Source organism: Streptomyces sp. NBC_00670 (genome assembly GCF_036226765.1).
Classification (GTDB): Bacteria; Actinomycetota; Actinomycetes; order Streptomycetales; family Streptomycetaceae; genus Streptomyces.
The window spans coordinates 3,591,247-3,617,727 of the sequence record NZ_CP109017.1 but is presented as its reverse complement, the minus strand read 5'-3'; the positions used below and the strand labels follow the sequence as shown (position 1 = coordinate 3,617,727).

The following is a 26,481-nucleotide window of genomic DNA, read 5'->3' as shown; positions in this document are numbered from 1 at the left end:
TGGCGGTCAGGCCCCGGCGCCGCGCCGGCGACGGTCGGCCAGCACCCCGTACGCGACGCCCGCGGCGCCGACGACGATGCCGACGATCCCGAGCACGCGTGCGGTGGTGTCACTGCTGTCGGCGGACGATGCCGCCGTGTCCTTGGCGGCCGAGGCGTCGGAGGAGCCGGAGGTGGCCGAGGCGCCCTTCGCGGTCGAGCCGTGGCTGTCGTCGTCGGAGGCGTCGGAGGCGTCGGACAGGGTGAGGGTCGGGGCCGGGTTCTCGGGCTCCTCCTGGCCCTTCTGCGGGATCTCGATCCAGCGGACGACCTCCTTGTTGGAGTACGTCTGGAGCGCCTTGAAGACGAGCTGGTCGGTGTTGTCCGGGAGGGCGCCGACGGAGAGCGGGAACTTCTGGAAGTAGCCCGGCCGGATGCCCTTGCCGGTGGCGGTCCAGGTGACCTTGGAGACCGCCTCGCTGATCTTCTGGCCGTGCGAGGTGAGCGGCTTGTCGAGCTTGGACGTCGTGACCTTGACGTCCCAGCCGTCGACCGGCTGCGGCATGACCGAGGCGAGCGGGTGGTCGGTGTCCAGGCTGACCTCGAGCTTCGTGGTCGAGGCGTTGTCGCGCTCGTTGGGGACCTTGAAGTCGACGACGGCGTACCCGCCCTTGGCGGCCTCGCCCTCGGGCTGCACGGTGACGTGCGCGAACGCGGGCGTCGACACGGCGAGGACGACCACCGCGGCGGCGGCACCCGCGGCGGCGACCCGGGGCAGCCTCGACGACGGGCGGGCGGCCGGGGTGGTCGTGGCGGCCTGGGTGGCCTTGGTGAGCTTCATGACAGCAGCACTCCACTGTGGACGGATCCCACCGACGCGGAATCCGGAACGGGAAACGAGGGGGGCGGGCGTGCGCCGGTGACGGGCACGCGCGCGGACCGCACGACGGCGGCCGGCCCCTCCCTGCCCGTCCGCCTGAAGGAGGCTCGGAACGGGAGGCATGGGCGCGCGTCGTGTCAGGCGGCGAGGACGACGGCAGCGGCCGGCGGCCCGCGCCGGATCACCGAGTGCTGCAACAGCGCCGTGCCCGGCGGCGCCGGGACGGTCAGATCGCCGCACGGCACGGCCGGCCCCCGCCCGGGCGCGCCGGGCAGCCCCACGAGGAGCGCGCGCACGTACGCCAGGGCGGTGCGCAGCGCACGTCCCGGCGTCCCCTCGGCGAACCCGTACGCCGAGAGCCGCATCAGCCGCAGCAGCGCGAGGTCGCCCCGGCGCAGCACCCAGCCGGCGACGACGGCCGCGAGGACATGGCCGAGCAGCATGGGCAGCGAGGGCAGGATGCCGAACAGGGCCGAGGAGCAGCCGGTCCCGGTGGGGAGCGCGTCGGCCGCGTGGTGCGCCGGGGCCGTCGTCCCGGTGTCGATCCGCGCCTCGGTGAGGAGGCGGTGGGCCTGTGCCGGGCTGAGCGACACCGTGCTGCCGCCGCACAGCAGCCGGGCGGCGCGTGCCACCAGGTCGGCGTCGGCGGCGGAGGTGCCGTGTGCCAGGGTGCCGGACACCGCGCCGTGCGCCGTGCCGGTCGAGCCCGCGGAGCCCCACAGCCCCGCCATGCCGGTCATGCCGCTCATGCCGTTTATGCGTGCCATGGCCGGGCCGGCGCCGTGCTGGCCCAGCCCGAACAGGGTGTGCAGCGCGGTCTGGCCGACCGCGAGGACCGCGGCGATGCCGGGCAGCGACCGCTCGCGCCCGGCCAGCGGCAGGGCGAGGGCGAAGACGGCCAGGAACCCGACGCCCAGCGTCCACGACGGGACGGCGGCGGAGGAGGCGAGCCCGTGCCCCGCGGCGGCCAGCACGACACAGACCGCGGTGAACACCGCGGCCCGCAGGATCCGGAGGTCCGCTCCGGAGCGCGTCGTGCGCCGAGAGGGGGCAGTCATGGCGGCCTCATCATCGCACTGCGCCCACAGGCCCCACGCGGCAGGTCCACAAGGTCGGGTTTGTGCCGCCCGGCATACACCGGCGGACCCGGGCGCGCATCCGCCGGGTGGGCGACGGACGCGTGATCCCGCGATTGCATCCGGGTAGTCGTGGCAATACGTAACGGTATGTCGAGCCGCGGCCGGGAGGCTGGAGCATGAGCATCTGGTGGTCACTGCATCTGCGGCGCGAGGCCGCGAGCGTGCCGCTGGCCCGGCGGCTGCTGATCGGCACGATGGAGACCGCGGGCGTCGACCCCGATGTCTCCTACGACCTCTCCGTGGCCCTGAGCGAGGCGTGTGCGAACGCCGTCGAACACGGCGGCGACCTGGGACGGGGCCGCACCTCCGGCGAGTACCGGGTGACGGCCTACCTGGACGGCGAGAAGTGCCGCATCGAGGTGACCGACTCGGGCCCGGGGTTCCCCGCGGGCCGGGCGCGCCCGCCGGTGCGCGTCGCCCGCCCGGACGCGGAGAGCGGCCGGGGCCTCGGCCTCATCCAGCAGCTCGCCGACCACGTTCAGATCGGCAACAAGCCGGGGCACGGCGGCGCCGTGGTGAGCTTCGACAAGATGCTCAAATGGCGCGAGGGCGCGCCCCTGGCCGCGGTCTGAGACCACCGCACCGGGCCGCGCCCCCGCGTCGACGTGCGCAGGGTGCCCGCCGAGGGCACCCGCCCGCCTCACGCCTGCTTGAGCGACTCCATCCACGCCTCGACCTCGTCGGACCGGCGCGGCAGCCCCGCCGACAGGTTCCGGTTGCCGTCCGCGGTCACCAGGATGTCGTCCTCGATCCGCACGCCGATGCCGCGGTACTCCTCCGGCACGGTCAGGTCGTCGGCCTGGAAGTACAGCCCCGGCTCGACGGTGAGGACCATCCCGGGCTCCAGCACGCCGTCCACGTACGTCTCCACCCGCGCCGACGCGCAGTCGTGGACGTCCATGCCGAGCATGTGCCCGGTGCCGTGCAGGGTCCAGCGGCGCTGCAGCCCGAGTTCGAGCACGCGCTCGACGGGCCCCTCGACCAGCCCCCACTCCACCAGCCGCTCGGTGAGCACGCGCTGGGCGGCGTCGTGGAAGTCGCGGTGCTTGCCGCCCGGCCGGACCGCCTCGATGCCGGCCTGCTGGGCGTCGTACACCGCGTCGTAGATCTTCCGCTGGATGTCGCTGAACCGGCCGTCGACCGGCAGGGTGCGGGTGACGTCGGCGGTGTAGTACGTGTGCGTCTCGACGCCCGCGTCGAGCAGCAGCAGGTCGCCCGCGTTGACCGGGCCGTCGTTGCGCACCCAGTGCAGGGTGCAGGCGTGCGGTCCGGCGGCGGCGATGGTGCCGTAGCCGACGTCGTTGCCCTCCACACGGGCGCGGAGGAAGAAGGTGCCCTCGATGTAGCGCTCGCTGGTGGCCCGCGCCTTGTCGAGGACCTTCACCACGTCCTCGAAGCCGCGCACGGTGGAGTCGACGGCCTTCTGCAGCTCGGCGATCTCGAAGTCGTCCTTGACCAGCCGCGCCTCGGAGAGGAAGACCTTCAGCTCCTCGTCCCGCTCGGCGGTGACCTTGTCGGTGAGCGCGGCCTCGATGCCGGCGTCGTAGCCGCGCACGACGCGGACCGGGCCGCGCGCCTCGCGCAGCTTCCCGGTCAGCTCGCGGACGTCGGAGACGGGGATGCCGTACAGCCGTTCGGCCTCGGTGAGGGAGTGGCGGCGGCCGACCCACAGCTCGCCCTGGCCGGAGAGCCAGAACTCGCCGTTCTCGCGGTTCGAGCGCGGCAGCAGGTAGAGCGTCCCCTTGTGGCCGTCGGCCGTGGGCTCCAGGACCAGGACGCCGTCCTCGGTCTGGTTGCCGGTGAGGTACGCGTACTCGACCGAGGCACGGAAGGGGTACTCCGTGTCGTTCGACCGCGTCTTCAGATTGCCGGCGGGAATCACCAGGCGCTCGCCCGGGAAGCGCGCGGAGAGCGCGGCGCGGCGGGCGGCGGTCTCGGCGGCCTGCGGGATCGGTGCGAGGTCGCGCAGTTCGGTGTCGGCCCAGCCGGACTTCATGTTCTCGGCGAGTTCGTCGGACACGCCCGGGTACAGGCTGTTCTTGCGCTGCTTGATGGGCTCCTCGGACTCGGCTGCCTCAGCCTCGTCCGCCACGGTCTCCGGGGTCGCCGGAAGCTCGTCCGCCACGTCACTCCTCCTAGGTACGGCACTGGGCCGCGTCCATCGTACGGTCGGATTGTCCGACCGCTCCGGGGCGTGCGGGCGTACGGAGGGCACCAGCGGAGACGTGCCCGGCAGCGCGCGGACGCGGCCGGGCGCGGGGCACCTCGTCCGCGGCCGCCCGCCACTCGAAGCGCGCCGCCGCCTCGGAGGAGCTGCTGCGCGCCGCCGTCCCGGACGAGCCGCTGCGTGGCGTCGCCCCGAAGGAGCTGCTGCGCGCCGTCGGCGGCACCGCTCCGCTACTCGAAGCGTGCCGCCAGCAGCACCACATCCTCCGCGCCGCCCGTCGCGTCCAGGCCGTCCGGCAGCACCGTGCGCAGCACGTGGTCCGCGACGGCCGCCGGGTCGGCGCGCAGTCCGCGCGGCACGCTCGCGGCCGCCGCGTGCAGCCGGGCGAAGGCGCGGTCCATGGGGTCGCCGGTGCGCTGCAACAGCCCGTCGGTGTACAGCAGAACCGTCTCTCCGGGCTCGGCCGTCAGTTCGACGCTCGGCGCCTCCCAGCAGGCCAGCATGTTCAGGGGCGCCGACAGGGAGGTCTCGACGTACTCCGTGCGCCGCTCGCCGACGAGCAGCGGAGGGCTGTGCCCGGCCCCGGCCAGGGTGATCCGGCGCAGCGCGGGCTCGCAGTAGGCGAACAGCGCGGTGGCCGAGCGGGCCGGTTCGGTCAGCCGCAGCAGCAGCTCCAGGTCGGACAGGACGGCGACCGGGTCCTCGCCCTCCATCACCGCGTACGCCCGCATGCCGGCCCGCAGCCGGCCCATGGCCGCGACCGCGCTCGGCCCCGAGCCGGTGACGGAGCCGACCGCGAGGCCGAGCGCCGCGTCCGGCAGCGGCAGCGCGTCGAACCAGTCGCCGCCGCCGCGCGGTCCGGTGCGGCGGCGGACGGCGAGTTGCACGCCCGGGATGCGGGGGAGCCGGGAGGGCAGCAGCTCCTCGGCGAGCGTCGCCATGCACGCGCGCGTGCGTTCGGTCTCGACGAGCCGCGCGAGGTGCTCGGTGGCGCAGCGGACGTACAGCCCGGCGAGGTGGCGCATGCGGGCGGTCGGCTCGGCGGGCTCGTCGTAGAGCCAGACGGCGGCGCCGAGGCGGCCCGCGGCCTCGCCGGCCAGCGGCAGGGCGTAGCTGGCGGCGTAGCCGAGGCGGGCGGCCACGTCGCGGTGGCGGGGGTCGAGCCCGTCCTCGGAGAACAGGTCGGGCTGGGCGATCTCGCCCTCGCCGCCCGGCAGCTCGTCCAGGATCTTCCCGTACGCCATGGCGCTGCGCGGCACGGTCTCGATGTGGCCGAGGTCCGCGCGGCCGAGGCCGAGGCCGAGGGTGGTGTCCGGCCCCAGGCCGTCGCGCGGCTCCAGGACGACCAGGCCGCGGCGGGCGCCGACCAGCGCGGACCCGGCGCGCAGCAGCTCCTCCAGAGCGGTGGCGAGCGAGTCGGTGCGGACCAGGCGTTCGGTGAGTTCGTGCAGGGTGGTGAGGTCGGAGACCCAGCCGGCGAGCCGGTCCTGGAGGAGGATGCCCGGACCGGTGGTGTGGGAGGTGGCCGAAGAGGTACCCGTGGTGTTCGGCGTGGGGCCCGTGGGCGGGACGGCCGGCGCGACAGTGTGAGCGGGAGCGGGAACCGTGGAGTCGATTCCGGCCACTTTCGGGAGGTGAGGGGCGGTCATGGCGTCCGGCTTTCCGACCGGTGCGTACTGCACGAAAGCATCGCAAACCCCCATGTCATTCTGCGTCGCCGGCAGTGTCTCCACATGTACACGCACTCGTGAGGGGATGTCCAGCATTGTCCTGCTGGGATTCCTGGTGTCCGTGGGACTGGCGTGGCGACTGGCCTCGGAATTGTCCAAGCGATCCGCGGAGTCGCTTGCGGGAAGACGAAGTTGGCTTGAAACTGACTCGGGTAACGGCGTATTGCGGTCGACTGGCCTCGTTCGACGGAGCGTCACAGCGGTCGGGGTGGGTACGTACTCGGTGAGGCCCAGGGAGCGGCGAAGAGCCGCCCGGAACCTGGTGGCCGAACCGGGCGTCCTATCCACCGACGGCCGAGCCCCATCCTCCCGTGGCGGAGGCGGCGAGCAACAGCGCGACGGCAATTCGCCAGGCGTCGCCACCCCCACGTCATGCCCGTGCTTTTGACAGACGCAGTATGAACACTGCGGTCCTCGCGGATGCGTGCACATGGTCCGCGGACCGGCCCGAGCTCGGCCCCCGGCGGGTTCTTCCTGTTCATGACAGGGGCTTCCTGTTCCTGACAGGGGCGTGAGGCACCAGCAGGTACGCACAGCGCAGTGATCGACACATGTGGTGCTCTCCGCATGTGGTGAATGCAGCCCTCGGTGTTGCCGGCGTGCAACGGAAAGGAACGAGCGCTCATGCGCGGGATTCCCGGAAGGCTACGCAGGTTCCTGTCCCGGCGGAACGACGGGGAGCCTGAGGTGTTCGGCGCGGCCCTGACCTTCGCCACGCAGTGGCAGTGGCCCGTTCTCCCGGGTGTGGCACCGGACCCCCAGGGGCGCGCCCGCTGCGGGTGCCCCGACCCGGAGTGCACGGTGCCGGGCGCGCACCCGTTCGACCCGGGGCTGCTCGCGGCCACCACCGATCCGCGCATGGTGCGCTGGTGGTGGACCAACCGGCCGACGGCGCCGATCGTGCTCGCCACCGGCGGCCGCGCGCCCTGCGCGGTGAGCCTGCCCGCCCCGGCGGCGGCCCGCGCCCTGGCCGTGCTGGACCGCAAGGGCATCCGGGTCGGCCCGGTCGTCGCCGCGCCGCACCGCTGGGCGATCCTCGTCGCCCCGTACTCCCTGGAGCAGCTCGGCGAGCTGCTCCACGCCCAGGACTTCGTCCCCGGCTCGCTGCGCTTCCACGGCGAGGGCGGCTACCTCGCGCTGCCGCCCTCCGCGACCGGCCACGGGCGGGTGCGCTGGGAGCGGGCGCCGCTGCCCGGTTCGGCCGCGCCCTGGGTGCCGGACGTGGAGGCCGTGGTGGACGCCACGGTCGAGGCCCTCACTCGTACGGGTGTGAGCGCGCCCGAGTTCTAGGGGTGTCGGGCGCGCGGCGGGCCGGCGGGCTCGGCGCGCTCGTTATGTTCGCCCCCATGAAGCGCACTTCCGGGGGACACGGAACGCGTCGGTCCGGGGGACGGGAACGGGAACGAGAACAGGCACGGGAGCAGGAACGGGCGGCGGCGGAGCCGCGGGGTGCCGACGGCGTTCGTGACGGTGCCGGCGACCTCCGCAGTGGCGCCGACGGTGTCTCTGGCGGCGCCGGCGGTCTTTCTGGCCGTGCCGACGGCCTTCGTGGCCGGCACGGTGCCGAGCGGCCGCCGGGGCTCGATCCGCGGGTACGGCTGGCCGCGCTGGTGGTGGCGATGGCGGCGGCGGTGCTGCTGCCGCTGGCCGTGGCCGCGGCCGGGCCCGTCGGCGACGGCGCCCGGGAGACGGCCGACCGGGCTGCCGCCCCGCACCGGGACGCCAAGGAACCGGCGCCCTCGTCCTCCCGCTCGCCGCATCTGCTGGGGCTCGGACTCGCCACCGCCACCCGCTGCGGTCCCTCGCTCACCTCGCCCGACGGCGTCGAGGCGCAGACCTGCGTGCTCACACAGGGCGCCGAGACCTGGGCGCGCACCTACTACCGCAACACCACCGGCCACGCGCTGACCAGTGCGCTGAGCCTGCTGAAGCCGGGCGGCGGCGCGGTGCGCATCGACTGCGCGATCGGCGCGGAGGACGAGCCGGGCACCTGCGAGACGCCCCGGCAGCGCACGGACGGCGAGCCCGGCGGGTACGAGGCGGTCGCGGAGTTCGCCCGCGAGGCGGAGGACGCGGCGGCCGACGGCGCGGCGCTGCTGCTGCGGGCGGGAAGCGGCTCCGCACGGTCGTGAGGCCTGTGCGGTCCTGAGGCCCACACGGTCCTGAGGTCCGCACGGCTGTGCGATCCGTGCCATGCCGTACGGTCCGCCGCCGGGGCAACGGCGGGACGGGCTACGGGAGTTGGCGGAGGAGGCGGTTCCGGGGCGGTTCACCGGCCGCATGGAAAGACCCGGTTGCTGGCGACGGGGGATGCACCAGCAACCGGGCTACTGGAACGGTAACAAGAGATCGCCCGTTCGCAAATTCGATCTCGCCTATTCGGACACGGATGTGCTTGTCGGAAGCGGCAGTTGTGACGCGAGTCACCTGGTGGGGCGGAGGGGGAGGGGGAACCCGGTGCCCGAGATCGCCCCTGCCCAGGTCCTCCCGCCCCGTGCCGCCGCCGTTCCGTTCAGCTCAGGGTGACCTGGCGGTTCGTCAGGCCGCCGCGGGCCCGGCGCTCCTCGGGGGTGAGCGGCTCCGTCGACGCGAGCGCTTCCGCGAGGTGCTCGGCGAACTCCGTGGCCGGTTTCTCCACGTCCTGGGCCGTCATCTCGCTCGGCAGGTCCCACACCGGGACCACCAGGCCGTGCGCCCGGAACGAGCCCACCAGCCGGGTGCCCTCGCCCAGCGCGGACCGCCCGGCGGCGTGCAGCCGCGCGAGCGCGTCCAGGAGCCGCTCCTCCGGGTGCGGCATGACCCACCGCAGATGGTTCTTCTCCGGCGTACGGCACCAGTAGGCGGCGTCCACACCCTCCAGCCGTACGGTGGGGATGGCCGCGGCGTTGGCCCGCTCCAGGGACGCGGTCACCTCGGGCGAGGCGTTCTCCGCGTCCGGGACCCAGAACTCGAAGCCGGTGTGCACCACCGGCGCGAACGCGGCGTCCGCGTCCAGCAGGTCCTGCAGCCGGGGACCGTCGGCCGGGGCGCGCCGGCTCTGCACCGAGGTACCGGGCTCCGCCGTCAGCGCGCGGCTCAGAGTGTCGGCGAGGTCGCGGCTGATGTCGCCGGACGCCGTGTCGTTCTGCAGGCCGAGCAGGACCGAACCGTCGTCCCGGCGCAGCGCGGGCCAGGCCATCGGCAGCACGGTGGCGAGGGTGACCGAGGGGACGCCCTCGGGCAGGCTCTCCTTCAGCGTCAGCTCGGCCGTGGCCGCGGGGACCAGTTCGCGCAGCGCGACCCAGTCGCCCTCACCGGCCAGCCCCTCGAACGGGCGTTGCACCAGCTCCGTCGCCGCGTGCGACGCGGCCCGGCCGTGGCAGGCCTTGTAGCGGCGGCCGCTGCCGCAGGGGCAGGGCTCCCGGGCGCCGACGACCGGAATGTCCGCCCCGGCGCTCACCCCGCCACCGGTCCGGGGCCTGTTGGCCTTCGTCTGGGGTCGCTTCTTGGCCATCGTCGGTGTCTCCCGGTCACGGCTCGTCTCGTACGGGCGCGAGCCTATCCGCTCGTACGGACGGCGACGGGAACCTGTGGACAACGGGGAAGCCGTGGGCTACGACGCCCGTGAGACCGGCGGTGCCGTGACCCGTGCGGCGAAGTCCTCCCGCCGGCGCGCGGCACCGGCGTCGTCATGGACGACGACCCAGACGGTGACCTCGCCGTGCACCCCGTCCCGTACGCCCCAGTCCTGCGCGAGCGCCGTGATGATGTTCAGACCGCGGCCGCCACGCGCGGTGACCGACGGCGTGGCGGGAACCGGACGGGTCGGACCGCCGCCGTCCGTCACCTCGACCGTGAGCCGTCCCGAGGGCTCGACGCGCCAGGCGGCCCGCACGTCACCGTCCCCGGCGAGGGCGTCGCCGAGGGGCCTGCCGTGCCGGCAGGCGTTGCTGAGAAGTTCGGAAAGGATCAGTACGGCATCGTCGATGACCGCTTCCGACACACCGCCGCCGCGCAGCTGCGCCCGCATCCGGTGCCTTGCCTGACCCACGCCCGCAGGGCCATGGGGTACGGCCATGCTCGACGACGCGGGCACCTCCTGTGCCACCACCAACGCCACCCCCGAGACCTCCTTCGCCCCACGCCACGGAGTGGATGCCCCACCGCAACCGGCCGGAAACCGACCGGCCGACGTGCGACGGGTCACTCTTCGTGGCCGCACACGGACCGAACGCGCCGGTGCACACCCCGTGAGAAACCGGGGCGCCCGCCGCCAAACGCGACAGAACACGACCAGGCGGGGCCACCGTCGAGCGGACCCGCTCGGTGATCGGTGCCTCAGCGCCCCAGCAGCTCCCGTACGGCCCGCGGACGATTGGTGATGATGGCGTCGACGCCCAGGTCGGCGCAGCGGCCGACGTCCTCCGGCGTGTTCACCGTCCACACGTGCACCCGGTGCCCGGCCGCCTTCAGGCGCTGGACGTACGCCGGCTGATTGCGCACGATCCGGATCGAGGGCCCCGCGATGTGGACCCCCTCGGGCAGCCGCCCGTCCCGCATCCGGGGGGTCACGAACTGCGTGAGGTACACCGTCGGGAGCGTCGGCGAGGCGGCCCGCACCCGGTGCAGGGACCGCGCCGAGAAGCTCATCACCCGCACCGCGGACTCCTCGGGCGACGCCGGCGCGTCCAGCCCGAACCGCTTCAGCAGGAGGAGCAGCCGCTCCTCGACCTGGCCGGCCCAGCGGGTCGGGTGCTTGGTCTCGACGGCGAGCTCCACGCGGCGCCCGGCGTCGGCGACCAGCTCAAGGAGCCGCTCCAGGGTGAGGACGGAGGTGTCCCCCCGGTCCTCGGGCCGGTGCTCCCAGTCGGGGGCCTCGTCGGGGGTCTCGTCCTGGTGGTGCCAGGAGCCGAAGTCCAGGGCGGCGAGTTCGGCGAGCTCCAGCGCGGAGACGGCACCGCGTCCGTTGGACGTACGGTTGACGCGGCGGTCGTGGACGCAGACGAGGTGACCGTCGGCGGTCAGCCGCACGTCGCACTCGAGGGCGTCGGCGCCGTCCTCGATCGCCTTGCGGTAGGCCGCGAGCGTGTGTTCGGGTGCCTCCTCGGAGGCTCCGCGGTGGGCGACGACCTGGATCGGCCGGGTCGGATGCTGTCGTGCGTGGGTCACCGCGTCATGGTGCCACCGGGAAGGGGTACGTGTCGGACCGTGCACCGTATAGGGACGGCGCGGATCGGGTACGGACGGCGCGGATCGGGCGTCCTTTTGGCCTTGTAAGTCCTACAAGCCGTATATGCATATATAAAGTTTGGTCGTGGGCAGGACCCACAGGGACCGCTTATGGTGCCCTGACGGTCCATGGGAAAAGCTGACGGCATACAAAAGCACATGCACAGCTGCATCGCGCCGGACCGTTCGGTGAGCGTGGGACGGAGTGGCCGCGTGCGAACGAGAACAACAGCCGTGGATCGAGGAGAGAAGCTGTGAGCACCGAGAACGAGGGCACGTCGGTACCCCCGGCCCCGTCTGCACCTCCCGTGCCGGTGGACGCTCCCGCTGCCTCCGCACCGGGCGCGCAGCCCGGCGGGACGCCTTCCGGCCACGGCTACGGGGAGCCGCCGCAGGCCCCCGGACAGCCGGCCCATGCCGGACCGGCCTACGGCGGCCACTCCCCCGCCGACCCCACCGTCTCCGCCCAGACCGCCACGACGTCCCCCGTGGACGCCGGCTGGCCGCCCCCGCCCCCCGGCACGCCGGGCTACGGCGGCGGTGACGGCTCGGGCGGCTGGGGCGCTCCCGGGCAGCAGCCGGCTCCGAAGCCGAAGTCCGGCCGCGGCGGTCTGGTCGCCGCGGTCCTGGTCGCCGCGCTGGTCGCGGGCGGCCTCGGCGGCGGGCTCGGCTACACGCTCGCCAAGGACAACGACTCCTCCGGCTCCACCACCGTCTCCGCCTCCCAGAGCGGCGGCGACGTCAAGCGTGCCGCCGGCTCGGTGGCCGGGGTGGCGTCCCGCGCGCTGCCCAGCACGGTCACCATCGAGGCCGAGGGCAGCAACGGCGAGGGCGGCACGGGCACGGGCTTCGTCTTCGACAAGGAAGGCCACATCGTCACCAACAACCACGTGGTGGCCGACGCGGTCGACGGCGGCAAGCTCTCGGCCACGTTCCCCGACGGCAAGAAGTACGAGGCCGAGGTGGTCGGCCACGCGCAGGGTTACGACGTCGCCGTCATCAAGCTCAAGAACGCCCCGTCGGACCTCAAGCCGCTCCCGCTCGGCGACTCCGACAAGGTGGCCGTCGGCGACTCGACAATCGCGATCGGCGCGCCCTTCGGCCTGTCGAACACGGTGACGACGGGCATCATCAGCGCCAAGAACCGCCCGGTGGCCTCGAGCGACGGCCAGTCGGGCAGCAGCACCTCGTACATGAGCGCGCTGCAGACGGACGCGTCGATCAACCCGGGCAACTCCGGCGGTCCGCTGCTGGACGCGCAGGGCTCGGTCATCGGCATCAACTCCGCGATCCAGTCGTCGAGCAGCGGCGGCCTGGGCGGCGGCTCGGGCCAGTCGGGCTCGATCGGCCTGGGCTTCGCCATCCCGATCAACCAGGCGAAGTACGTCGCCCAGCAGCTGATCAAGACCGGCAAGCCGGTGTACCCGGTGATCGGCGCGTCGGTCTCCCTGGAGGACGGCTCGGGCGGCGCGAAGATCACGGACCAGGGCGCCAACGGCTCGGACGCGGTCACGGCGGGCGGCCCCGCGGACAAGGCCGGCCTCAAGTCCGGCGACGTCATCACCAAGCTCGACGACGTGGTGATCGACAGCGGCCCGACCCTGATCGGCGCCATCTGGACCCACCGCCCCGGCGACAAGGTCGACCTGACCTACAAGCGCGACGGCAAGACCCACACGGTCGAACTCACCCTGGGCAAGCGCGTCGGCGACAGCTGACCACCCCGACGCACCCCGCGGCGGGCCGGTAACCTGTACCCGCGCTGTCGCCCCGGCGACAACGCGGAGGAGGCGTGCCCGAGCGGCCGAAGGGAACGGTCTTGAAAACCGTCGTCGTGGCAACACGACCGTGGGTTCAAATCCCACCGCCTCCGCGTGCTGAGCAGTGAGAAGGGCCCCCGAACCGGTGTTCCGGTCGGGGGCCCTTCTTGTGGCTGCCTCTCGGGGCGGTCGTCGTCAGATCGGCCGGCGTGGGGTCATGCGGGCTGCTGAGGCGACGGTGGAGCGGGCTTCGGGGAGGGGCAGACCGGTGTGGACGGCGGCGTCGATGAGGGCGCGGGTCAGGGTGGGGCCCAGGCCGTTCTCGTAGGCACGGCAGGCGGCCCAGAACAGGCGGGTGTTGCGCTGGCCGGTGTGGGCGGCCAGGACGAACTGGATGAGACCGTCGCCCTGGTGGGCGCGGGCCTGCGCGTCGTCCGGCCAAAGGCCGGAGCCGTGGCCGGAGCGGGTCGTGCGGTCGGGGCGCGGTGGTGGCAGCAGCAGGCGCAGCAGGGGGGCCGGGCAGGGGGCGGGCGACAGGTGGGCCGCGCCCGGTGCCGTCTCGTAGACGCCGTGGTCGGTGCGGGAGCCGGGGCCGACGAGGTAGCCGCCGGCGCCCCGGATGTCGATGCCGGGGGCCAGCCGGCTCGCGGAGTTGGGGACCACCACGTCCGGCGGTCCGGTCAGCCACAGGTGGCGGCCCCCGCTCGGGGTGACGACCACCACCGTCGGCGGGATCGTGAACAGATGACGCAGCGCCAGCTCGCGCAGCGCGGTGGAGGAGTCGGTGCCGGACTTCGTGTCCAGGTCGACACCGATCAGATGGTGCGGGGGCAGTCCGCAGGCGATGCCGTAGCCGGTGGCCCAGGGGGCGGCGGCGAACAGCGCCCGGATGCGCCGCGGGTCGGTCGAGGCGTCGTAGACCCCGTGGCCGAAGCGGCCGCACTCGCCGTGGCAGGGCGGGCCGGTGGGAGCCGTGGGGGCAGAGGGAGCGGTGGGGTCGCGGTGCGGGGAGCGCAGCGCCGGCAGCTTCGTGCGCGACAGCGGGATCACCGCCAGGCCGCGCTCGGCGGCGGACAGTGCGTGGGCCAGGGCCATGACGGTGGCCTGCCGGTCGATGGTGGCCATGGATCGATTTTCGTACACGCGTTCGAGAAAGGGAAGGGGATTTCCGGGTGACGCGCGGCTCGTGTGCGGCCGTTCGGGGGATGCCGGTCCTGTGCGGGGGGCCGCCGTGAGCCTGGTGGCGGAACCTTTCGGCTCTTGGGGGGCTTGGCGGCGGGGGCTGTGCCGCCCCCCTCCCGTCCGGCGTTCGTCGTACGGCGGGAGTCCTGAAAGGGGTTTATCGACTTGTCCTCACGCTTCAGGGGGAATAGCGGCCTACGGGGTGGTTCGGCGGGGTCCGGTCGGGCAGCTTGGAGGCGCGACGTCGTGCAGAGCTCCGAGGCGGTCGGCCAACTGCCCGGAAACAAGCCGTACTTCATGTGCGTCCGGCCCCGCGCCGGTGCGTACTCCCGCTTCTGGAGGAAGAACATGGCAAGCATCCGTACCGCCCGCGTCCTCGCCGCCGTCGCGGCCCTGCCGCTGGCCGCCGCCCTCTTCACGGGCGTCGCCACCGCGGACAACGGCGCCGCCGCGGACGACGGATCGAACGCGGCCGTGGCGACCGTCAGCGGCAGCGGGACCGGCCTCGACAACGACGGCAACTCGGCGACCACACAGCAGCAGGCACTCGGCTCCGGCGCCAGCAACCAGAGCAACACCGCCCAGGTGAACGGCTCCGCGTTCACCACCATCAACCAGGGCAACGAGAACGTGGCCGTCCACTTCACCCGTCTGTGGTGAGCGGTTCGGGGCCGACGGTCGCCGGCCGGCCCCGGACGTCTGTGGGGGACGCGCTTCATGGGTTGTGACACGTCTGCGCGGCGGTGCCATCCGGTGCCGCCGCGCAGGCGTCTTCCCGTGCCCGTGCACGTCTCCGCCCGCGGCCTGCCTCCCGCTGTCCGCTGCCCACCGTCCACCCGCGTCGGCGCGCGGGCGGGTCCCCACATCGGGGCCGATTGTGACGGCGGACGGCTGAACGCCGGGTGTGGCGGGCCGCCGGGAGCCGGGCGGAAACGTTCACTCGGGCCATGCGTGCACGTGGGTGTGGTGGTCGGGGACGGGAACGGGGCCGGAGTCGGGTCCCGGTGGGGTTTCGCAGGCGTTGGCGCAAGGGGTGGACCGGGGTCGTCGGGATCTGCGTCGTGTGGGCACTGGTGTGCGGGGCCGGGGTGCCGGGAGCGGGCGCGGAAGGGGGTACGGGCACCGCGGTGGGCTCGGTGGTCCGCCGGCCCACCGTCCCGCCAGGGCCCCCTTCCGCCCCCACCGCTCCGCCAGGGCCCCCTTCCGCCCCCACCGTCCCCTTCCGCGGCTGGGGCATGGACACCTGCCGCGCCCCCTCCACCGGCACCCTGAAGCGCTGGCGCACCTCCCGCTACCGCGCCCTCGGCCTCTACTTCGGCGGCCGGGGCCGCGCCTGCGCCCAGCCCCGGCTCACTCCCGGCTGGGTGCGCGCGGTGGACCGCACGGGCTGGCGCCTGCTGCCCGTGTACGCCGGCTCGCAGGCGCCCTGCGCGACCAGCGGCGTCAAACGGCACGTGGCGATCGGACGGCACCCGAAGCGGCAGGGCACACGCGAGGGCCGCGACGCCGTGCGCCGGGCGCACGCCCTCGGCCTGCTCGCCGGCAGCGCGCTCTACCTGGACATGGAGTCGTACGACTACCGCAGGACGTCCTGCGCCCGACGCGTGCTCTCCTTCGTCCGCGCCTGGGACCGGGAAGTGGGCCGCAGCGGTTACCTGCCGGGCTTCTACAGCAGCGCCGACACGGGCGTACGGCACCTCGAGGACGCCCGCCGGGCCGGGGTGAGCGACCTGCCCGCCGTGATGTGGTTCGCCCGCTGGCGCGGCACGCCCCGGCTGTACGGGGAACCGGCGCTGCGCCGGAGCGCGTGGCCCGGGCGGCGGATCCACCAGTACGCGGGCAACGTACGGGAGCGGCACGGCGGCCGCACCCTGCTCATCGACCGCGACCTGATCGACGCCCCGGTGGCCCGCGTCGGCTGACGCGGAACCGATGCCCCGGCCCCCGTGTCGGCCGACGCGGGACCGACGTTCCGATGGCCGGCGTCGAACCGACGCGGGACGAGAACCCCCGCCCCGGCCAGGGGCCGTTTCTCAGGGTCGACCCCCGATACCGCAGTACCCCTCCTCCACCTACAGGAGGTGGGGCCCTCCCCCCTCCTACAACCTGAGGGGGACACCGCTTCGGGACCTGCGGCCGATCCGCCGGGGTGCGCCCCGCTTCTAGCGTGGAGCCATGACCACACCCGTCTGCACCAGCGCTTCGACCGCCGCGACGCCGGCCCGGCAGACCCTGCCGCAACCGTCGTACCCGTCGTTCTCGGCGTACGTGGCGGCCCGCCAGCCGCTGCTGCTGCGCACCGCCCGGTCGCTGACCGCGAACCCGAGCGACGCGGAGGACCTGCTGCAGACGGCGCTGGCCAAGACGTACGTCGCGTGGGAGCGCATCGAGGACCACCGCGCGCTGGACGGGTACGTCCGCCGGGCGCTGGTCAACACCCGCACCTCCCAGTGGCGCAAGCGCAAGGTCGACGAGTTCGCCTGCGAGGAGCTGCCCGAGCCGGAGACGCCGCCGGCCGCGGACCCGGCCGAGCAGCAGGCGCTGCACGACGCGATGTGGCGGGCGATCCTGAAGCTGCCGGCGCGGCAGCGGGCGATGGTGGTCCTCAGGTACTACGAGGACCTGAGCGAGGCCCAGACGGCGGAGGTGCTCGGCGTCTCCATCGGCACGGTGAAGTCGGCGGTCTCGCGCGCGCTCGGCAAGCTCCGCGAGGACCCGGAGCTGGCACCGGTCCGCTGACGGCCGCCGCCGGAACACCCCCGCGCCCGGCCACGGAACCGGCTCCCGTCGCTCAGAAGTCGCATGGAAGCCGTGCAGAAGTAGCACAGAACAGGCCCCCGCCACCTCGTCATCCGCCCTCCCCGCACCCCCGGCGCAGCTGATCGATCATTCCTGCTCCTAGTGACATACCGCGTGGTATGTGAGCAGAATCAGCCCAACCCCTACCGCCGCGCAGCACTGCGCGGTCATCCGCGTAGGCAATGTCGCCGCCCCGGGAGGACGCCGTGCTGAGCACGATGCAGGACGTACCGCTGCTGATCTCGAGGATCCTGACCCACGGGTCGACCATCCACGGCAGCTCCCAGGTGATCACCTGGACGGGCGAGGGCGAGCCGCACCGCCGTTCCTTCGCCGAGATCGGCACCCGCTCCGCCCAGCTCGCGCACGCACTCCGCGAGGACCTCGGCGTCCGCGACGACGACCGCGTGGCGACCCTCGCCTGGAACAACGCCGAGCACGTCGAGGCCTACTTCGCGATCCCCTCCATGGGCGCGGTGCTGCACACGCTCAACCTGCGGCTGCCCGCAGAGCAGCTCGCCTGGATCGTCAACCACGCCGCCGACCGCGTCGTCATCGCCAACGGCTCCCTGCTCCCGCTGCTCGCCCCGCTCCTGCCGCACCTCCCGACCGTCGAGCACATCGTCGTCACCGGCCCCGGCGACCGGACGCTCCTGGACGGCGTACGGCCCCGCGTGCACGAGTACGAGGAGCTGATCGCCGGGAAGCCGGCCGGCTACGACTGGCCCGAGCTGGACGAACGCCGAGCGGCCGCCATGTGCTACACCTCCGGCACCACCGGCGATCCCAAAGGCGTCGTCTACTCCCACCGCTCGGTCTATCTGCACTCCATGCAGGTGAACATGACGGAGTCGATGGGCCTCACCGACCAGGACACCTCCCTCGTCGTCGTCCCCCAGTTCCACGTGAACGCCTGGGGGCTGCCGCACGCCACCTTCATGACCGGCGTCAACATGCTGATGCCGGACCGCTTCCTGCAGCCCGCGCCCCTCGCCGAGATGATCGAGCGCGAGCGGCCCACGCACGCCGCCGCCGTCCCCACCATCTGGCAGGGCCTGCTCGCCGAGCTGACCGCGCGCCCCCGGGACGTCTCCTCGCTCCACCAGGTGACCATCGGCGGCTCCGCATGTCCGCCCTCGCTGATGGAGGCGTTCGACGCGCTCGGGATGCGGGTCTGCCACGCCTGGGGCATGACCGAGACCTCCCCGCTGGGCACGGTCGCCCGGCCGCCGGCCCACGCCGTCGGCACCGACGAGGAGTTCGGCTACCGGCTCACCCAGGGCCGTTTCCCGGCCGGTGTCGAGGCCCGGCTGACCGGTCCCGGCGGCGAGCGGCTGCCCTGGGACGGCGAGTCCGCGGGCGAGCTGGAGGTGCGCGGCACCTGGATCGCGGGCGCGTACTACAACGGCCCGGGCGCCGAGCCGCTGCGCCCCGCCGACAAGTTCAGCGAGGACGGCTGGCTGAAGACCGGTGACGTCGGCACCATCAGCCCCGACGGCTTCCTCACCCTCACCGACCGCGCCAAGGACGTCATCAAGTCCGGCGGCGAGTGGATCTCCTCCGTCGACCTGGAGAACGCGCTGATGTCCCACCCGGACGTCGCCGAGGCCGCCGTGGTCGCCGTCCCGGACGACAAGTGGGGCGAGCGCCCGCTCGCCACGGTCGTCCTCAAGGAGGGCGCCACCGCCGACTTCGCCTCCCTGCGCTCCTTCCTCGCGAAAGAGGGGAAGATCGCCAAGTGGCAGCTCCCGGAGCGCTGGACGATCATCGAGTCGGTCCCGAAGACCAGCGTCGGCAAGTTCGACAAGAAGGTGCTGCGCAGGCAGTACGCGGAGGGGAAGCTGGACATCCAGCAACTCTGAGAGCCGACGGACCGGTCGGGCCGGACCGGCCGGTCCGTGCGCGCGAGGGCGTTGTTTCACGTGAAACGTGGCGTTTGGTGCCTACGTGGTGTTTCACGTGAAACAACGCCCTCGGTGTCTGTGAAGGCCCCGGGGCTCGGCCTCAGTTCGTCCCGATCCGCGCCAGCAGATCCACGATCCGGTCCTGCACCTCCGGGCTGGTCGACCGCTCCGCGAGGAACAGCACCGTCTCCCCGGAGACGAGCCGCGGCAGTTCGGCCTGGTCGACGGCGGCGGTGTAGATGACCAGCGGCGTGCGGTTGAGCAGGTTGTTGGCGCGCAGCCAGTCGACGACACCGGCCTGGCGGCGGTGCACCTGCATCAGGTCCATCACCACCAGGTTCGGCCGCATCTGCGACGCCAGCGCCACGGCGTCCGCGTCGGAGGCGGCCCGGGCGACCTGCATCCCGCGCCGCTCCAGCGTCGCCGTCAGCGCGAGCGCGATCTCCGCATGCTCCTCGACGAGCAGGACGCGCGGCGGATGCTGCTCGGAGTCCCGGGGCGCCAGCGCCTTCAGCAGTACGGCCGGATCGGCGCCGTACGCCGCCTCGCGCGAGGCCTGTCCGAGCCCCGCCGTCACCATCACCGGCACCTCGGCGGCGACGGCGGCCTGGCGCAGCGCCTGTAGCGCCGTCCGCGTGATCGGACCGGTGAGCGGGTCGACGAAGAGGGCCGCGGGGAAGGCGGCGATCTGCGCGTCGACCTCCTCACGGGAGTTGACGATGACGGGCCGGTAGCCGCGGTCGCTGAGCGCCTGCTGGGTGAGAACGTCGGGCGCGGGCCAGACGAGCAGCCGACGCGGGTTGTCCAGCGGCTCGGGGGGCAGTTCGTCGTCGAGCGGCTGCGGATGCGGCTGGTCGGCGACCTCGACGGCGCCGCCGGGACCGTCGAGCGGCTCGGGGCCCTCGTCGGCGTTCTCGTCCGGGGCTCCTATGGCGTACGACCGTCCGGCGCCCTCGGTGGCCCCGGCCGGGCGGGCCTGCGGTGCCGGACCCGTGGACGGGTGCGGCCGGCCGCCGGTCTCCGGACGCTCGGCGGCGGGCTCGGGCGGCGTACCGAGCTTGCGACGGCGGCCCGCACCGCCGGGGTGGTGCGGCGGAGGCGTCTGCGTCTGCGGCCGGGGCCCCGCCTGCGGGGCACCGGGTACGGGGGGTACGGCGCCGGTGGCCTGGCCCTGGCGCGCGAACGGCACGCCCTGGCCCAGCGTCCGGACGCTGATCGCCCGGCCCTGCGTCGAGTTCGGGTCGACGGGCGCGGCGGCCTCGGCGGGCAACGGCTGCGCGGCCCTCGGCGTGACGGGACGCTCGGGGGGCAGCGGGGTGCCGGGCGGGGTGGGCGTGGCGGTGGGTGGCGTGGCGGTGCCGTCGCCGGTGGGCCAGGGGCCCGGTGGCTGAGGGGTTGCCGGGGTCTGCGCGGTGACGGGCTGCGCGGGGCCTGCCTGCGGGGGCACCGGGATGCCGGGGCCGGCGGCTCCGGGGAGCGCCTGCCCGGGCTGCGCGGGCTGTCCGGGCGCCGGGACCGGTTGCTGTACGGCGGGACCCACCTGCGGCTGCGGCGGTACGGCACCGGTCTGCTCGGCACCGGCACCGTGGGCCGCCGGAACGGGCTCGGCACCGCCCGGCTGCACCGGCTGCCCGGGCGTACCGGATGCGGCCGTCCCCGGGTGGACGGCTCCCGGTGCGGCGGCGGGCGCCGCCTGACCGGGAAGGGGCGGTACGGGCGCGCCGGGCATCGGCCCGCCCTGCCCCATGACCGGGACGGGCGCGGGCTGGTACTGCCCCGGCAGCGGAACGGGTCCGCCCTGCGCGGGCACGGCGACGGGAGCGCCGGGGGTGCCGGGCGCACCGGGGATACCGGGCACGCCGGGGGCGCCAGTGGTACCGGGCGCACTCGTCGCGCCGGGAACGGCCGGCTGCCCGGGAAGCGCCTGCCCGCCGGGAGCCACCTGCCCGGGAACGTGCTGCCCCGGCGCGGCTTGCCCTGAGACGGCCTGTCCCGGCAAGGCCTGCCCCGGAACGGCCTGGCCCGGTGCCGCCTGCCCCGGAACGGCCTGGCCGGGGACGGGCTGACCCGGCACGGCCTGCGCACCGGAGGCGACGCCCGGAACCGGCGTGGCACCGGGCGCTCCGGGCGCACCCGGCACCTGGGCGCCCTGCGCCGGACCGCCCAGGGCCACAAGCCCCTGCCGCGGCACGCCTTGCCCCGCACCGGCCTGCCCCTGAAGATCCTGCTCCGAACCGACCTGCCCCGGTGCGGCCGCTTGCCCTGGTACGGCCGTCTGCCCCGGTACGGCCTGCACCCCGGCGGTCGGAACGGGCGCGGCACCAGCCGCTCCCGCCGCCGGCACCGCCACGGCCTGCCCCGGAGCACCCGGCACCGCGAGCCCCTGCCCCTGCCCCTGTGCCGGACCGCCCTGCCCCGGCACTCCGGACGTCTGCTGCCGGCCGGTGGGACCGCCCGGCGCGGCCGCCGCCCGGCGACGCCCCGTGGGCGCCTGCACCGGATGCGGCTGCGGCGGGGTGTGGTCCCCGTCCGGCTCGTGCGCGGCGGCGTCATGGCGGCCGTCGTCCACGCCTGCGGCTGCGGCCGCGGCTGCCGCCGCGTACTCCGGCCCGCGGTCGGCCTCGGCCGGCGGCAGTGCGAAGACGGGCCGCGGCCCCTGCTCGGCGGGGGCGGCGCCGGCCCGGTCGCCCGCGAGGGCACGCCGGCGACGACCCGTCGGCCGTACGGCGGCACCGGCGCCCTCCGCGGACTCCGTGGCGCCCGACGGCGTCGCGGGCCCCGCGGGGAGCGCCGGCGGAAGCGCCTGCTGCTCACCGTCCCGCCGGGCACGCCGGCCCGTGGGCGCGGGCACACCCTGCGGCGGCACGGTCGCGCCCAGCCCGGTGGCCGCCGCACCCGCCGCGTGCTCGGCGGCGGTGACGACGGCGCCCTCGGAGACGTCGGCCCCCTCGGCGGCCGGGCCGTGCCGCCCGTGCCTGTGCCCGGAACCGGCCCCCTCCTCGCCGGAAGCGCCCGCCACACTCGCCGTACCCGCCGCGTCCGGCGCGGCGGCTCCGCCCTGCGCGGGCACCGACGCACCCTCGGCCGCCTCCGCGGCCCGGCGCCGACGCCGCCCGGTGGGCGCGGGGACCTCCCCCTCCGGAGCCCGGGCCGGGTCCGCGGTCCCGGCGTCCAGGAAGGCGTCGGTGGAGGCCCGCCGGGCCCGCCGCCGTCCGCCACCCTGCTGCGGACGCGCACCCTCGGCACCGGCCGCGCCCGCGGCCGTACCGTCTGCGCCCTCGGCGTCGTCACGCGCCGCACCCGCGTCGCCCACGAGCGCCACCTCGGCACCCACCGGAGGCCCACCCACCGGGGGCCCACCGGCCGGGGACCCTCCGACTGCGGCCCCTCCGGCTGAGGCTTCTCCGGTGCCACTGGCCGCACCGCTCGCGGCCGTCGCGGGCACGACGCCCGCACCCGCGCCGATCGGCACCTCGAGGACGTACGCGCTGCCGCTCATCCCCGGCACCTCGTGCGTCTGCAGCACCCCGCCGTGCGCGCGGACGATGCCGCGCACGATCGGCTGGTGCACCGGGTCGCCGCCGGGGTACGGGCCGCGCACCTCGATGCGGACCACCTCGCCGCGCTGGGCGGCGGCCACGACGACCGTGTTGTCCATGTAGCCGCCCGCCGAGACGGGCGAGTTGCCGGTGGCGTCGACCCCGGCCACGTCCGCGACGAGGTGCGCGAGCGCCTGGGCGAGCCGGTGCGCGTCGACCTCGGCCTCGATCGGCGGGGCGTGCACCGCGAACTGCACGCGCCCGGGGCCGATCAGCTCGACGGCACCGTCGACACCGGCGGCGACGACCGCGTCGAGCATGGCGGCCGTCCGGGCGAGCCCGTCCTCCCCGGCGTCCAGGCGCTGGAAGCCGAGGACGTTGTCCAGCAGCGTGGTGATGCGGGAGTACCCGGCGGCGAGGTAGTGCAGGACCTGGTTGGCCTCGGGCCACAGCTGGCCGGCGTCGTCCGCGGCGAGCGCGGACAGCTCGGCGCGCAACTGGTCCAGCGGGCCGCGCAGGGACTGCCCGAGCACGGCGAAGAGCTGGTCGTAGCGGGCGGACAGGGCCTCGTAGCGGTCCTTCTCGCGCTCGCCCAGCGCGGCGTAGCGCTCGTCGCCCGCCGCGAGCTCCTCCGCGTGCCGCTCCCGCAGCGCGTCCAGCTCGGCGGCGTGCTCCTCGCGCACCCGCTCCAGCGCGGCCGCGTGCTCCTCGGCGAGCCGGCCCAGCTCCTGCTGGTGCTGCTCCTCCGACTGGTCCTTCTCGGCGCTGAGCGTGTCGAACGGGCGCCGGTCGGTGAAGGTCATGACCGCGCCGACGAGCTGATCGCCGTCGCGCACCGGGGCGGTGGTCAGGTCGACGGGCACCTTGTCCCCGGCCTTGGACCACAGCACCTGGCCGCGCACCCGGTGCTTGCGCCCGGAGCGCAGGGTGTCGGCCAGTGGGGACTCCGCGTACGGGAACGGCGACTCGTCCTCGCGGGAGTGGAGCACCAGGGTGTGGAGCTCCTTGCCGCCCAGTTCGTTGGCCCGGTAGCCCAGGATCTGTGCGGCGGCCGGGTTGACGAGGACGATCCGGCCGTCGGTGTCCGTGCCGACGACGCCTTCGGAGGCGGCCCGCAGGATCATCTCCGTCTGCCGTTGCGACCGGGCGAGTTCGGCCTCGGTGTCTACGGTGCCGGACAGATCGCGTACGACGAGCATCAGCAGTTCGTCGCCGGTGTAGCCGTATCCGTCGTAGGCCTGGCGGGCGTCCTCGAGGTTGGCGCTGGTGACCTCGACGGGGAACTCGGAACCGTCGGTGCGGCGGGCCGTCATCCGGGTCGGCTTGGTCCGGGCGCGCGGGTCGATGTGGTCGGGGCGGCGCATGGAGCCCGGGATGAGCCGGGAGTCGAACTCCGGCAGCAGGTCGAGCAGCCCCCGGCCGACCAGGGCGGTGCCCGGCGTCTCGAAGGCCTCCAGGGCGATGGTGTTCGCGTTGACGACCGTCCCGTTGGCGTTGACCAGCACCAACGCGTCGGGAAGTGCGTCCAGTATGGCTGCGAGGCGAGCAGCGCCTCGGGATGGCCTGCTGCTCACGAGTCGCGTCCTCCCTGTCACCGCACCTTGCCGACCGCGGGGGCCATCTTGCCAATCGCCCCGCAACGTGTCACCCGAGGGAGTCTAAGGGCAGAGGCTGTCCCGACGGCGCGGGATGAGGCGGAGGTCGCACGTGGGCGGGGCGGGGTGCGGTCGGGCGCACGGGGCGGTCCCGCGCGCCGGGCGCAGGACCCTCACGACTCCTCCGCACGTCCTGCGGCCACGCGCTCGCTCCTCACCGGGGCAGGGGCTTGCCGCCCTGGGCGGGCAGCAGGGGCACCAGCGCGTCCCAACGGGCGATCTCGCACCCGTCGCGGCGGTCGTACGACGCGTCGACGGGCCGCCCGGCCCAGGTCCCGGTGACGCGGGCGGTGGCGGGACCGCCGTACCGCATGGTGCACAGGGCGTCGGGCGGCACCGGCGCGAACGGGTCCCGCCCCCAGGTGGTCCGGCGCTCCAGCACCGCGCAGGCCTCGCCGGGGTCGGGGTGCGTGCCGCCGCCGGGGTGGCAGCGCAGCAGATACGTCCCGTCGGCGCGCCCCGCGTGCCGGACGGTGACGACGAGCCGGTCCCCGCCCGCGCCGGCCGCCTCCCGGCCGGACGCGTCGGCGGGCAGGGCCCCGGCCGCGACACCGAGCAGCCCGACGGCGGCGCCGGCGAGCAGGGAACGACCGCGAGAGACACGAGAGAAGGGGGCGACGTGAACCATGCCGTGCTCAACGCGGCGGAGCACGGAGGGTTGCGCGGACGCCCTGACGGGCGGGTACGGGGAGGAGCGGAGGTACGAGACCCGCAGCCCACGGCCCCGTGGAGGGCAGGACAAAGGACTTTGCCCTGCGCCCCGCCTGCCTAGTACCGTGGGTGCCGATTGGTGACACCCCGCTCGTCTGTGTCATCATCTGCACGCACCACTCGCGCTCGCGCGAGCGGCTGTGCGGGAGGCGTCGCCTAGTCCGGTCTATGGCGCCGCACTGCTAATGCGGTTTGGGTCTTAAAGCCCATCGAGGGTTCAAATCCCTCCGCCTCCGCTCCCACCACATCGAAGCCCCGGTCCTCAGGACCGGGGCTTCGATCGTAGGGGGCCCTGCGGGACCGCCCTCGAACGACGTTTCCCCAGCTCAGCCCGGGTGCGGCAAACGGATTTCGCGTCCTGCCGCCTGTCATGTAATGTTGTTCCCGCAACGCCGACCAGGCCAAAAAGCCCGGAAGGAAGAGCACCACAACAGAACACACAAGCACTCGTAGCTTAACGGATAGAGCATCTGACTACGGATCAGAAGGTTGCAGGTTCGAATCCTGCCGAGTGCACACAGACGAGAGGCCCCGGAGCGATCCGGGGCCTCTCGCGTTGTCTGCGGATCGTGCTCATTCCCAGGGCTCGACGGCCACCACCGCCTCGACCGGGATCGGCCCGTACACGTGCGGGAACTCCTCGCCATGCGGTGGCATGGCCTCGTACTTCAGTGGGACGTCGAGCCGGGCCGGGTCCACGACCAGGACCACCAGTTCGTCGGGGCCCTCGTAGTCGGCGTAGAGGAAGGCCGCGATGCGGGGGAGTTGGGGGCGGGTGGAGAAGTGGATGAAGCCCTCCTGTTGGAGGGTGCGGCCCCGGGTGGATGTCTCGTAGGTGCCTGACTTGAGGGCCGCCTCCCACAGTGAGCGCTCGGTGATGTGGACGATGTGCTGAGGGTTCGGCATGCCCCCACGTTATGGGGGTCCCGGGGTTGCGTGACGTCGCAGGTCAGCGGGGTTGGCTCGGGGATGGTTCGGGTGCGTGTTCGTGACTACGTCACTGGTCTGTGACGGCGTTGTCCTGGAACGGCTCAGCGGCAACGATGCGGTTCATGGGCCCCTCATAGTTGTCGAGTGACCACCGGGGGCCGGAACGGATTCGGCCCCGACCACCTGCTTTCAACAAAGGGGAACCCCATGTCCGGCAACCGTCGCAAGGCCCTGCTCGTCTCCGTGGCCATCGTGGGTGGCGCCATGCTGATGACCGCGTGCCAGGACGGGGACGCCACCTCGGACACGGGCGCCGCCGCGCAGACCTCTTCGTCCACCGGGACGTCCGGCAAGACCGCCGGCAAGACCTCCGGTTCCGGTGAGGCGGCCACCGGCAGCGGTCAGAGCGCCGGCAAGAGCGACCAGAGCGCGGACGGTTCCGGTGTCGACACCGGGAACGGCAAGCGGTCGAAGGTCGAGCAGACCTGTGGCGCCAACGACATCTCCTGGAGCACCAAGGCCGAGACCCAGGCCGGTGGCTACATCCTCATCACCGCCAAGGCCAAGTCCGGCATCACCTGCTGGCTGCCCGCCGCCCTCCCGACCGTCGCGTTCGGCTCCGACGGCACCCAGGCCGGTCCCGCGGAGCAGTCCGTAGGCGACCAGATCAAGCTGAGCGGCAGCACCGCCGCCTACGCCGGTGTGCAGACGAAGACCACCAACGGCAACGGCGGGGTGCAGTTCGACAACATCATCGTCGCCGTCGGCGACAGCGACCCCAACCCCGTCTCCCTCCCGGTCGACACCATCACCGTCGACAAGCCGATCGTCACCAACTGGCACACCGCCCCGACCGACGCGGTTCCCTTCAGCTGAACGGATCGACTGCGCCCGAGGCC

The 26,481-nt window shown here is 74.0% G+C and carries 20 protein-coding genes and 3 tRNA genes; 12 read left to right on the top strand and 11 right to left on the bottom strand.

Annotation, left to right across the window (positions count from 1 at the left end):
- Positions 1–6: 6 nt before the first annotated feature.
- Together OIE12_RS16125 and OIE12_RS16120 are read right to left on the bottom strand one after the other, a co-directional pair.
- On the bottom strand, positions 7–819 hold the full coding sequence (locus OIE12_RS16125) for a YcnI family copper-binding membrane protein (protein WP_329135928.1): 813 nt from the start codon (positions 817–819) through the stop codon (positions 7–9).
- 176 nt (positions 820–995) lie between these two features.
- Entirely contained in the window at positions 996–1,916 is a 921-nt protein-coding gene (locus tag OIE12_RS16120; RefSeq protein WP_329135926.1) for a hypothetical protein, read from the bottom strand.
- 197 nt (positions 1,917–2,113) lie between these two features.
- On the opposite strand from OIE12_RS16120, the gene OIE12_RS16115 reads away from it, so the two are divergent.
- Positions 2,114–2,569: an ATP-binding protein gene (locus tag OIE12_RS16115; protein ID WP_329135924.1), complete on the top strand. Its 456-nt coding sequence runs from the start codon at positions 2,114–2,116 to the stop codon at positions 2,567–2,569.
- A gap of 68 nt (positions 2,570–2,637) precedes the next feature.
- Here OIE12_RS16115 and OIE12_RS16110 read toward each other — a convergent pair whose 3' ends face one another.
- Positions 2,638–4,122 (bottom strand): aminopeptidase P family protein, encoded by a 1,485-nt coding sequence (locus tag OIE12_RS16110; protein WP_443053838.1) that lies wholly within the window; start codon positions 4,120–4,122, stop codon positions 2,638–2,640.
- Positions 4,123–4,394: 272 nt separating this feature from the next.
- Complete coding sequence (locus OIE12_RS16105) at positions 4,395–5,930, bottom strand: PP2C family protein-serine/threonine phosphatase (protein ID WP_329135922.1); 1,536 nt, start codon at positions 5,928–5,930, stop codon at positions 4,395–4,397.
- A gap of 588 nt (positions 5,931–6,518) precedes the next feature.
- Here OIE12_RS16105 and OIE12_RS16100 point away from each other — a divergent pair.
- Both OIE12_RS16100 and OIE12_RS16095 read left to right on the top strand, forming a co-directional pair.
- Complete coding sequence (locus tag OIE12_RS16100) at positions 6,519–7,184, top strand: bifunctional DNA primase/polymerase (RefSeq protein ID WP_329135919.1); 666 nt, start codon at positions 6,519–6,521, stop codon at positions 7,182–7,184.
- A gap of 56 nt (positions 7,185–7,240) precedes the next feature.
- Positions 7,241–8,026, top strand: a complete 786-nt coding sequence (locus tag OIE12_RS16095) for a hypothetical protein (protein ID WP_443053837.1) — start codon at positions 7,241–7,243, stop codon at positions 8,024–8,026.
- 380 nt (positions 8,027–8,406) lie between these two features.
- Here the strand turns inward: OIE12_RS16095 and OIE12_RS16090 are convergent, their stop codons facing one another.
- The 3 genes from OIE12_RS16090 to OIE12_RS16080 all read right to left on the bottom strand — a co-directional run bounded on the left by OIE12_RS16090 (position 8,407) and on the right by OIE12_RS16080 (position 11,042).
- Complete coding sequence (locus tag OIE12_RS16090) at positions 8,407–9,387, bottom strand: DUF5926 family protein (protein ID WP_329135917.1); 981 nt, start codon at positions 9,385–9,387, stop codon at positions 8,407–8,409.
- A gap of 99 nt (positions 9,388–9,486) precedes the next feature.
- Positions 9,487–9,951 (bottom strand): ATP-binding protein, encoded by a 465-nt coding sequence (locus OIE12_RS16085; RefSeq protein ID WP_443054049.1) that lies wholly within the window; start codon positions 9,949–9,951, stop codon positions 9,487–9,489.
- Between the two features lie 260 nt (positions 9,952–10,211).
- A complete protein-coding gene (locus OIE12_RS16080; RefSeq protein WP_329135913.1) occupies positions 10,212–11,042 on the bottom strand; it encodes a glycerophosphodiester phosphodiesterase in 831 nt (276 codons plus the stop codon).
- 314 nt (positions 11,043–11,356) lie between these two features.
- Between OIE12_RS16080 and OIE12_RS16075 the strand changes: the two genes are divergently transcribed.
- Positions 11,357–12,820: a S1C family serine protease gene (locus OIE12_RS16075; RefSeq protein ID WP_329135911.1), complete on the top strand. Its 1,464-nt coding sequence runs from the start codon at positions 11,357–11,359 to the stop codon at positions 12,818–12,820.
- A 68-nt stretch (positions 12,821–12,888) separates the two neighbouring features.
- Positions 12,889–12,975: transfer RNA gene (locus OIE12_RS16070), tRNA-Ser, on the top strand.
- A gap of 82 nt (positions 12,976–13,057) precedes the next feature.
- Here the strand turns inward: OIE12_RS16070 and OIE12_RS16065 are convergent.
- On the bottom strand, positions 13,058–13,987 hold the full coding sequence (locus OIE12_RS16065; protein WP_329135909.1) for a bifunctional DNA primase/polymerase: 930 nt from the start codon (positions 13,985–13,987) through the stop codon (positions 13,058–13,060).
- A gap of 405 nt (positions 13,988–14,392) precedes the next feature.
- Here OIE12_RS16065 and OIE12_RS16060 point away from each other — a divergent pair, with 405 nt between their 5' ends.
- The 4 genes from OIE12_RS16060 to OIE12_RS16045 all read left to right on the top strand — a co-directional run bounded on the left by OIE12_RS16060 (position 14,393) and on the right by OIE12_RS16045 (position 18,705).
- Positions 14,393–14,704 carry a hypothetical protein gene (locus OIE12_RS16060; protein WP_030377025.1) on the top strand — a complete coding sequence of 104 codons (312 nt, stop codon included), beginning with the start codon at positions 14,393–14,395 and terminating at the stop codon, positions 14,702–14,704.
- Between the two features lie 401 nt (positions 14,705–15,105).
- Positions 15,106–15,966 (top strand): DUF1906 domain-containing protein, encoded by an 861-nt coding sequence (locus tag OIE12_RS16055; RefSeq protein ID WP_443054048.1) that lies wholly within the window; start codon positions 15,106–15,108, stop codon positions 15,964–15,966.
- A gap of 253 nt (positions 15,967–16,219) precedes the next feature.
- Positions 16,220–16,783 carry a SigE family RNA polymerase sigma factor gene (locus OIE12_RS16050; protein WP_329135903.1) on the top strand — a complete coding sequence of 188 codons (564 nt, stop codon included), beginning with the start codon at positions 16,220–16,222 and terminating at the stop codon, positions 16,781–16,783.
- A 242-nt stretch (positions 16,784–17,025) separates the two neighbouring features.
- On the top strand, positions 17,026–18,705 hold the full coding sequence (locus OIE12_RS16045) for a long-chain fatty acid--CoA ligase (RefSeq protein ID WP_329135901.1): 1,680 nt from the start codon (positions 17,026–17,028) through the stop codon (positions 18,703–18,705).
- A gap of 142 nt (positions 18,706–18,847) precedes the next feature.
- Here OIE12_RS16045 and OIE12_RS16040 read toward each other — a convergent pair whose 3' ends face one another.
- The gene (locus OIE12_RS16040; protein ID WP_329135899.1) at positions 18,848–23,860 is read right to left on the bottom strand and encodes a PAS domain-containing protein; all 5,013 of its coding nucleotides are present in this window, start codon (positions 23,858–23,860) and stop codon (positions 18,848–18,850) included.
- 235 nt (positions 23,861–24,095) lie between these two features.
- Positions 24,096–24,569 (bottom strand): SSI family serine proteinase inhibitor, encoded by a 474-nt coding sequence (locus tag OIE12_RS16035; protein ID WP_329135897.1) that lies wholly within the window; start codon positions 24,567–24,569, stop codon positions 24,096–24,098.
- A 228-nt stretch (positions 24,570–24,797) separates the two neighbouring features.
- On the opposite strand from OIE12_RS16035, the gene OIE12_RS16030 reads away from it, so the two are divergent.
- Positions 24,798–24,888: transfer RNA gene (locus OIE12_RS16030), tRNA-Ser, on the top strand.
- Between the two features lie 207 nt (positions 24,889–25,095).
- Positions 25,096–25,168, top strand: a tRNA-Arg gene (locus OIE12_RS16025).
- A 57-nt stretch (positions 25,169–25,225) separates the two neighbouring features.
- On the opposite strand, the gene OIE12_RS16020 is transcribed toward OIE12_RS16025, so the two are convergent.
- Positions 25,226–25,558, bottom strand: coding sequence for a DUF952 domain-containing protein (locus OIE12_RS16020; protein ID WP_329135895.1), 333 nt, complete (start codon positions 25,556–25,558; stop codon positions 25,226–25,228).
- Between the two features lie 231 nt (positions 25,559–25,789).
- On the opposite strand from OIE12_RS16020, the gene OIE12_RS16015 reads away from it, so the two are divergent.
- Positions 25,790–26,458: a DUF4232 domain-containing protein gene (locus OIE12_RS16015; protein WP_329135893.1), complete on the top strand. Its 669-nt coding sequence runs from the start codon at positions 25,790–25,792 to the stop codon at positions 26,456–26,458.
- Positions 26,459–26,481: the final 23 nt, after the last annotated feature.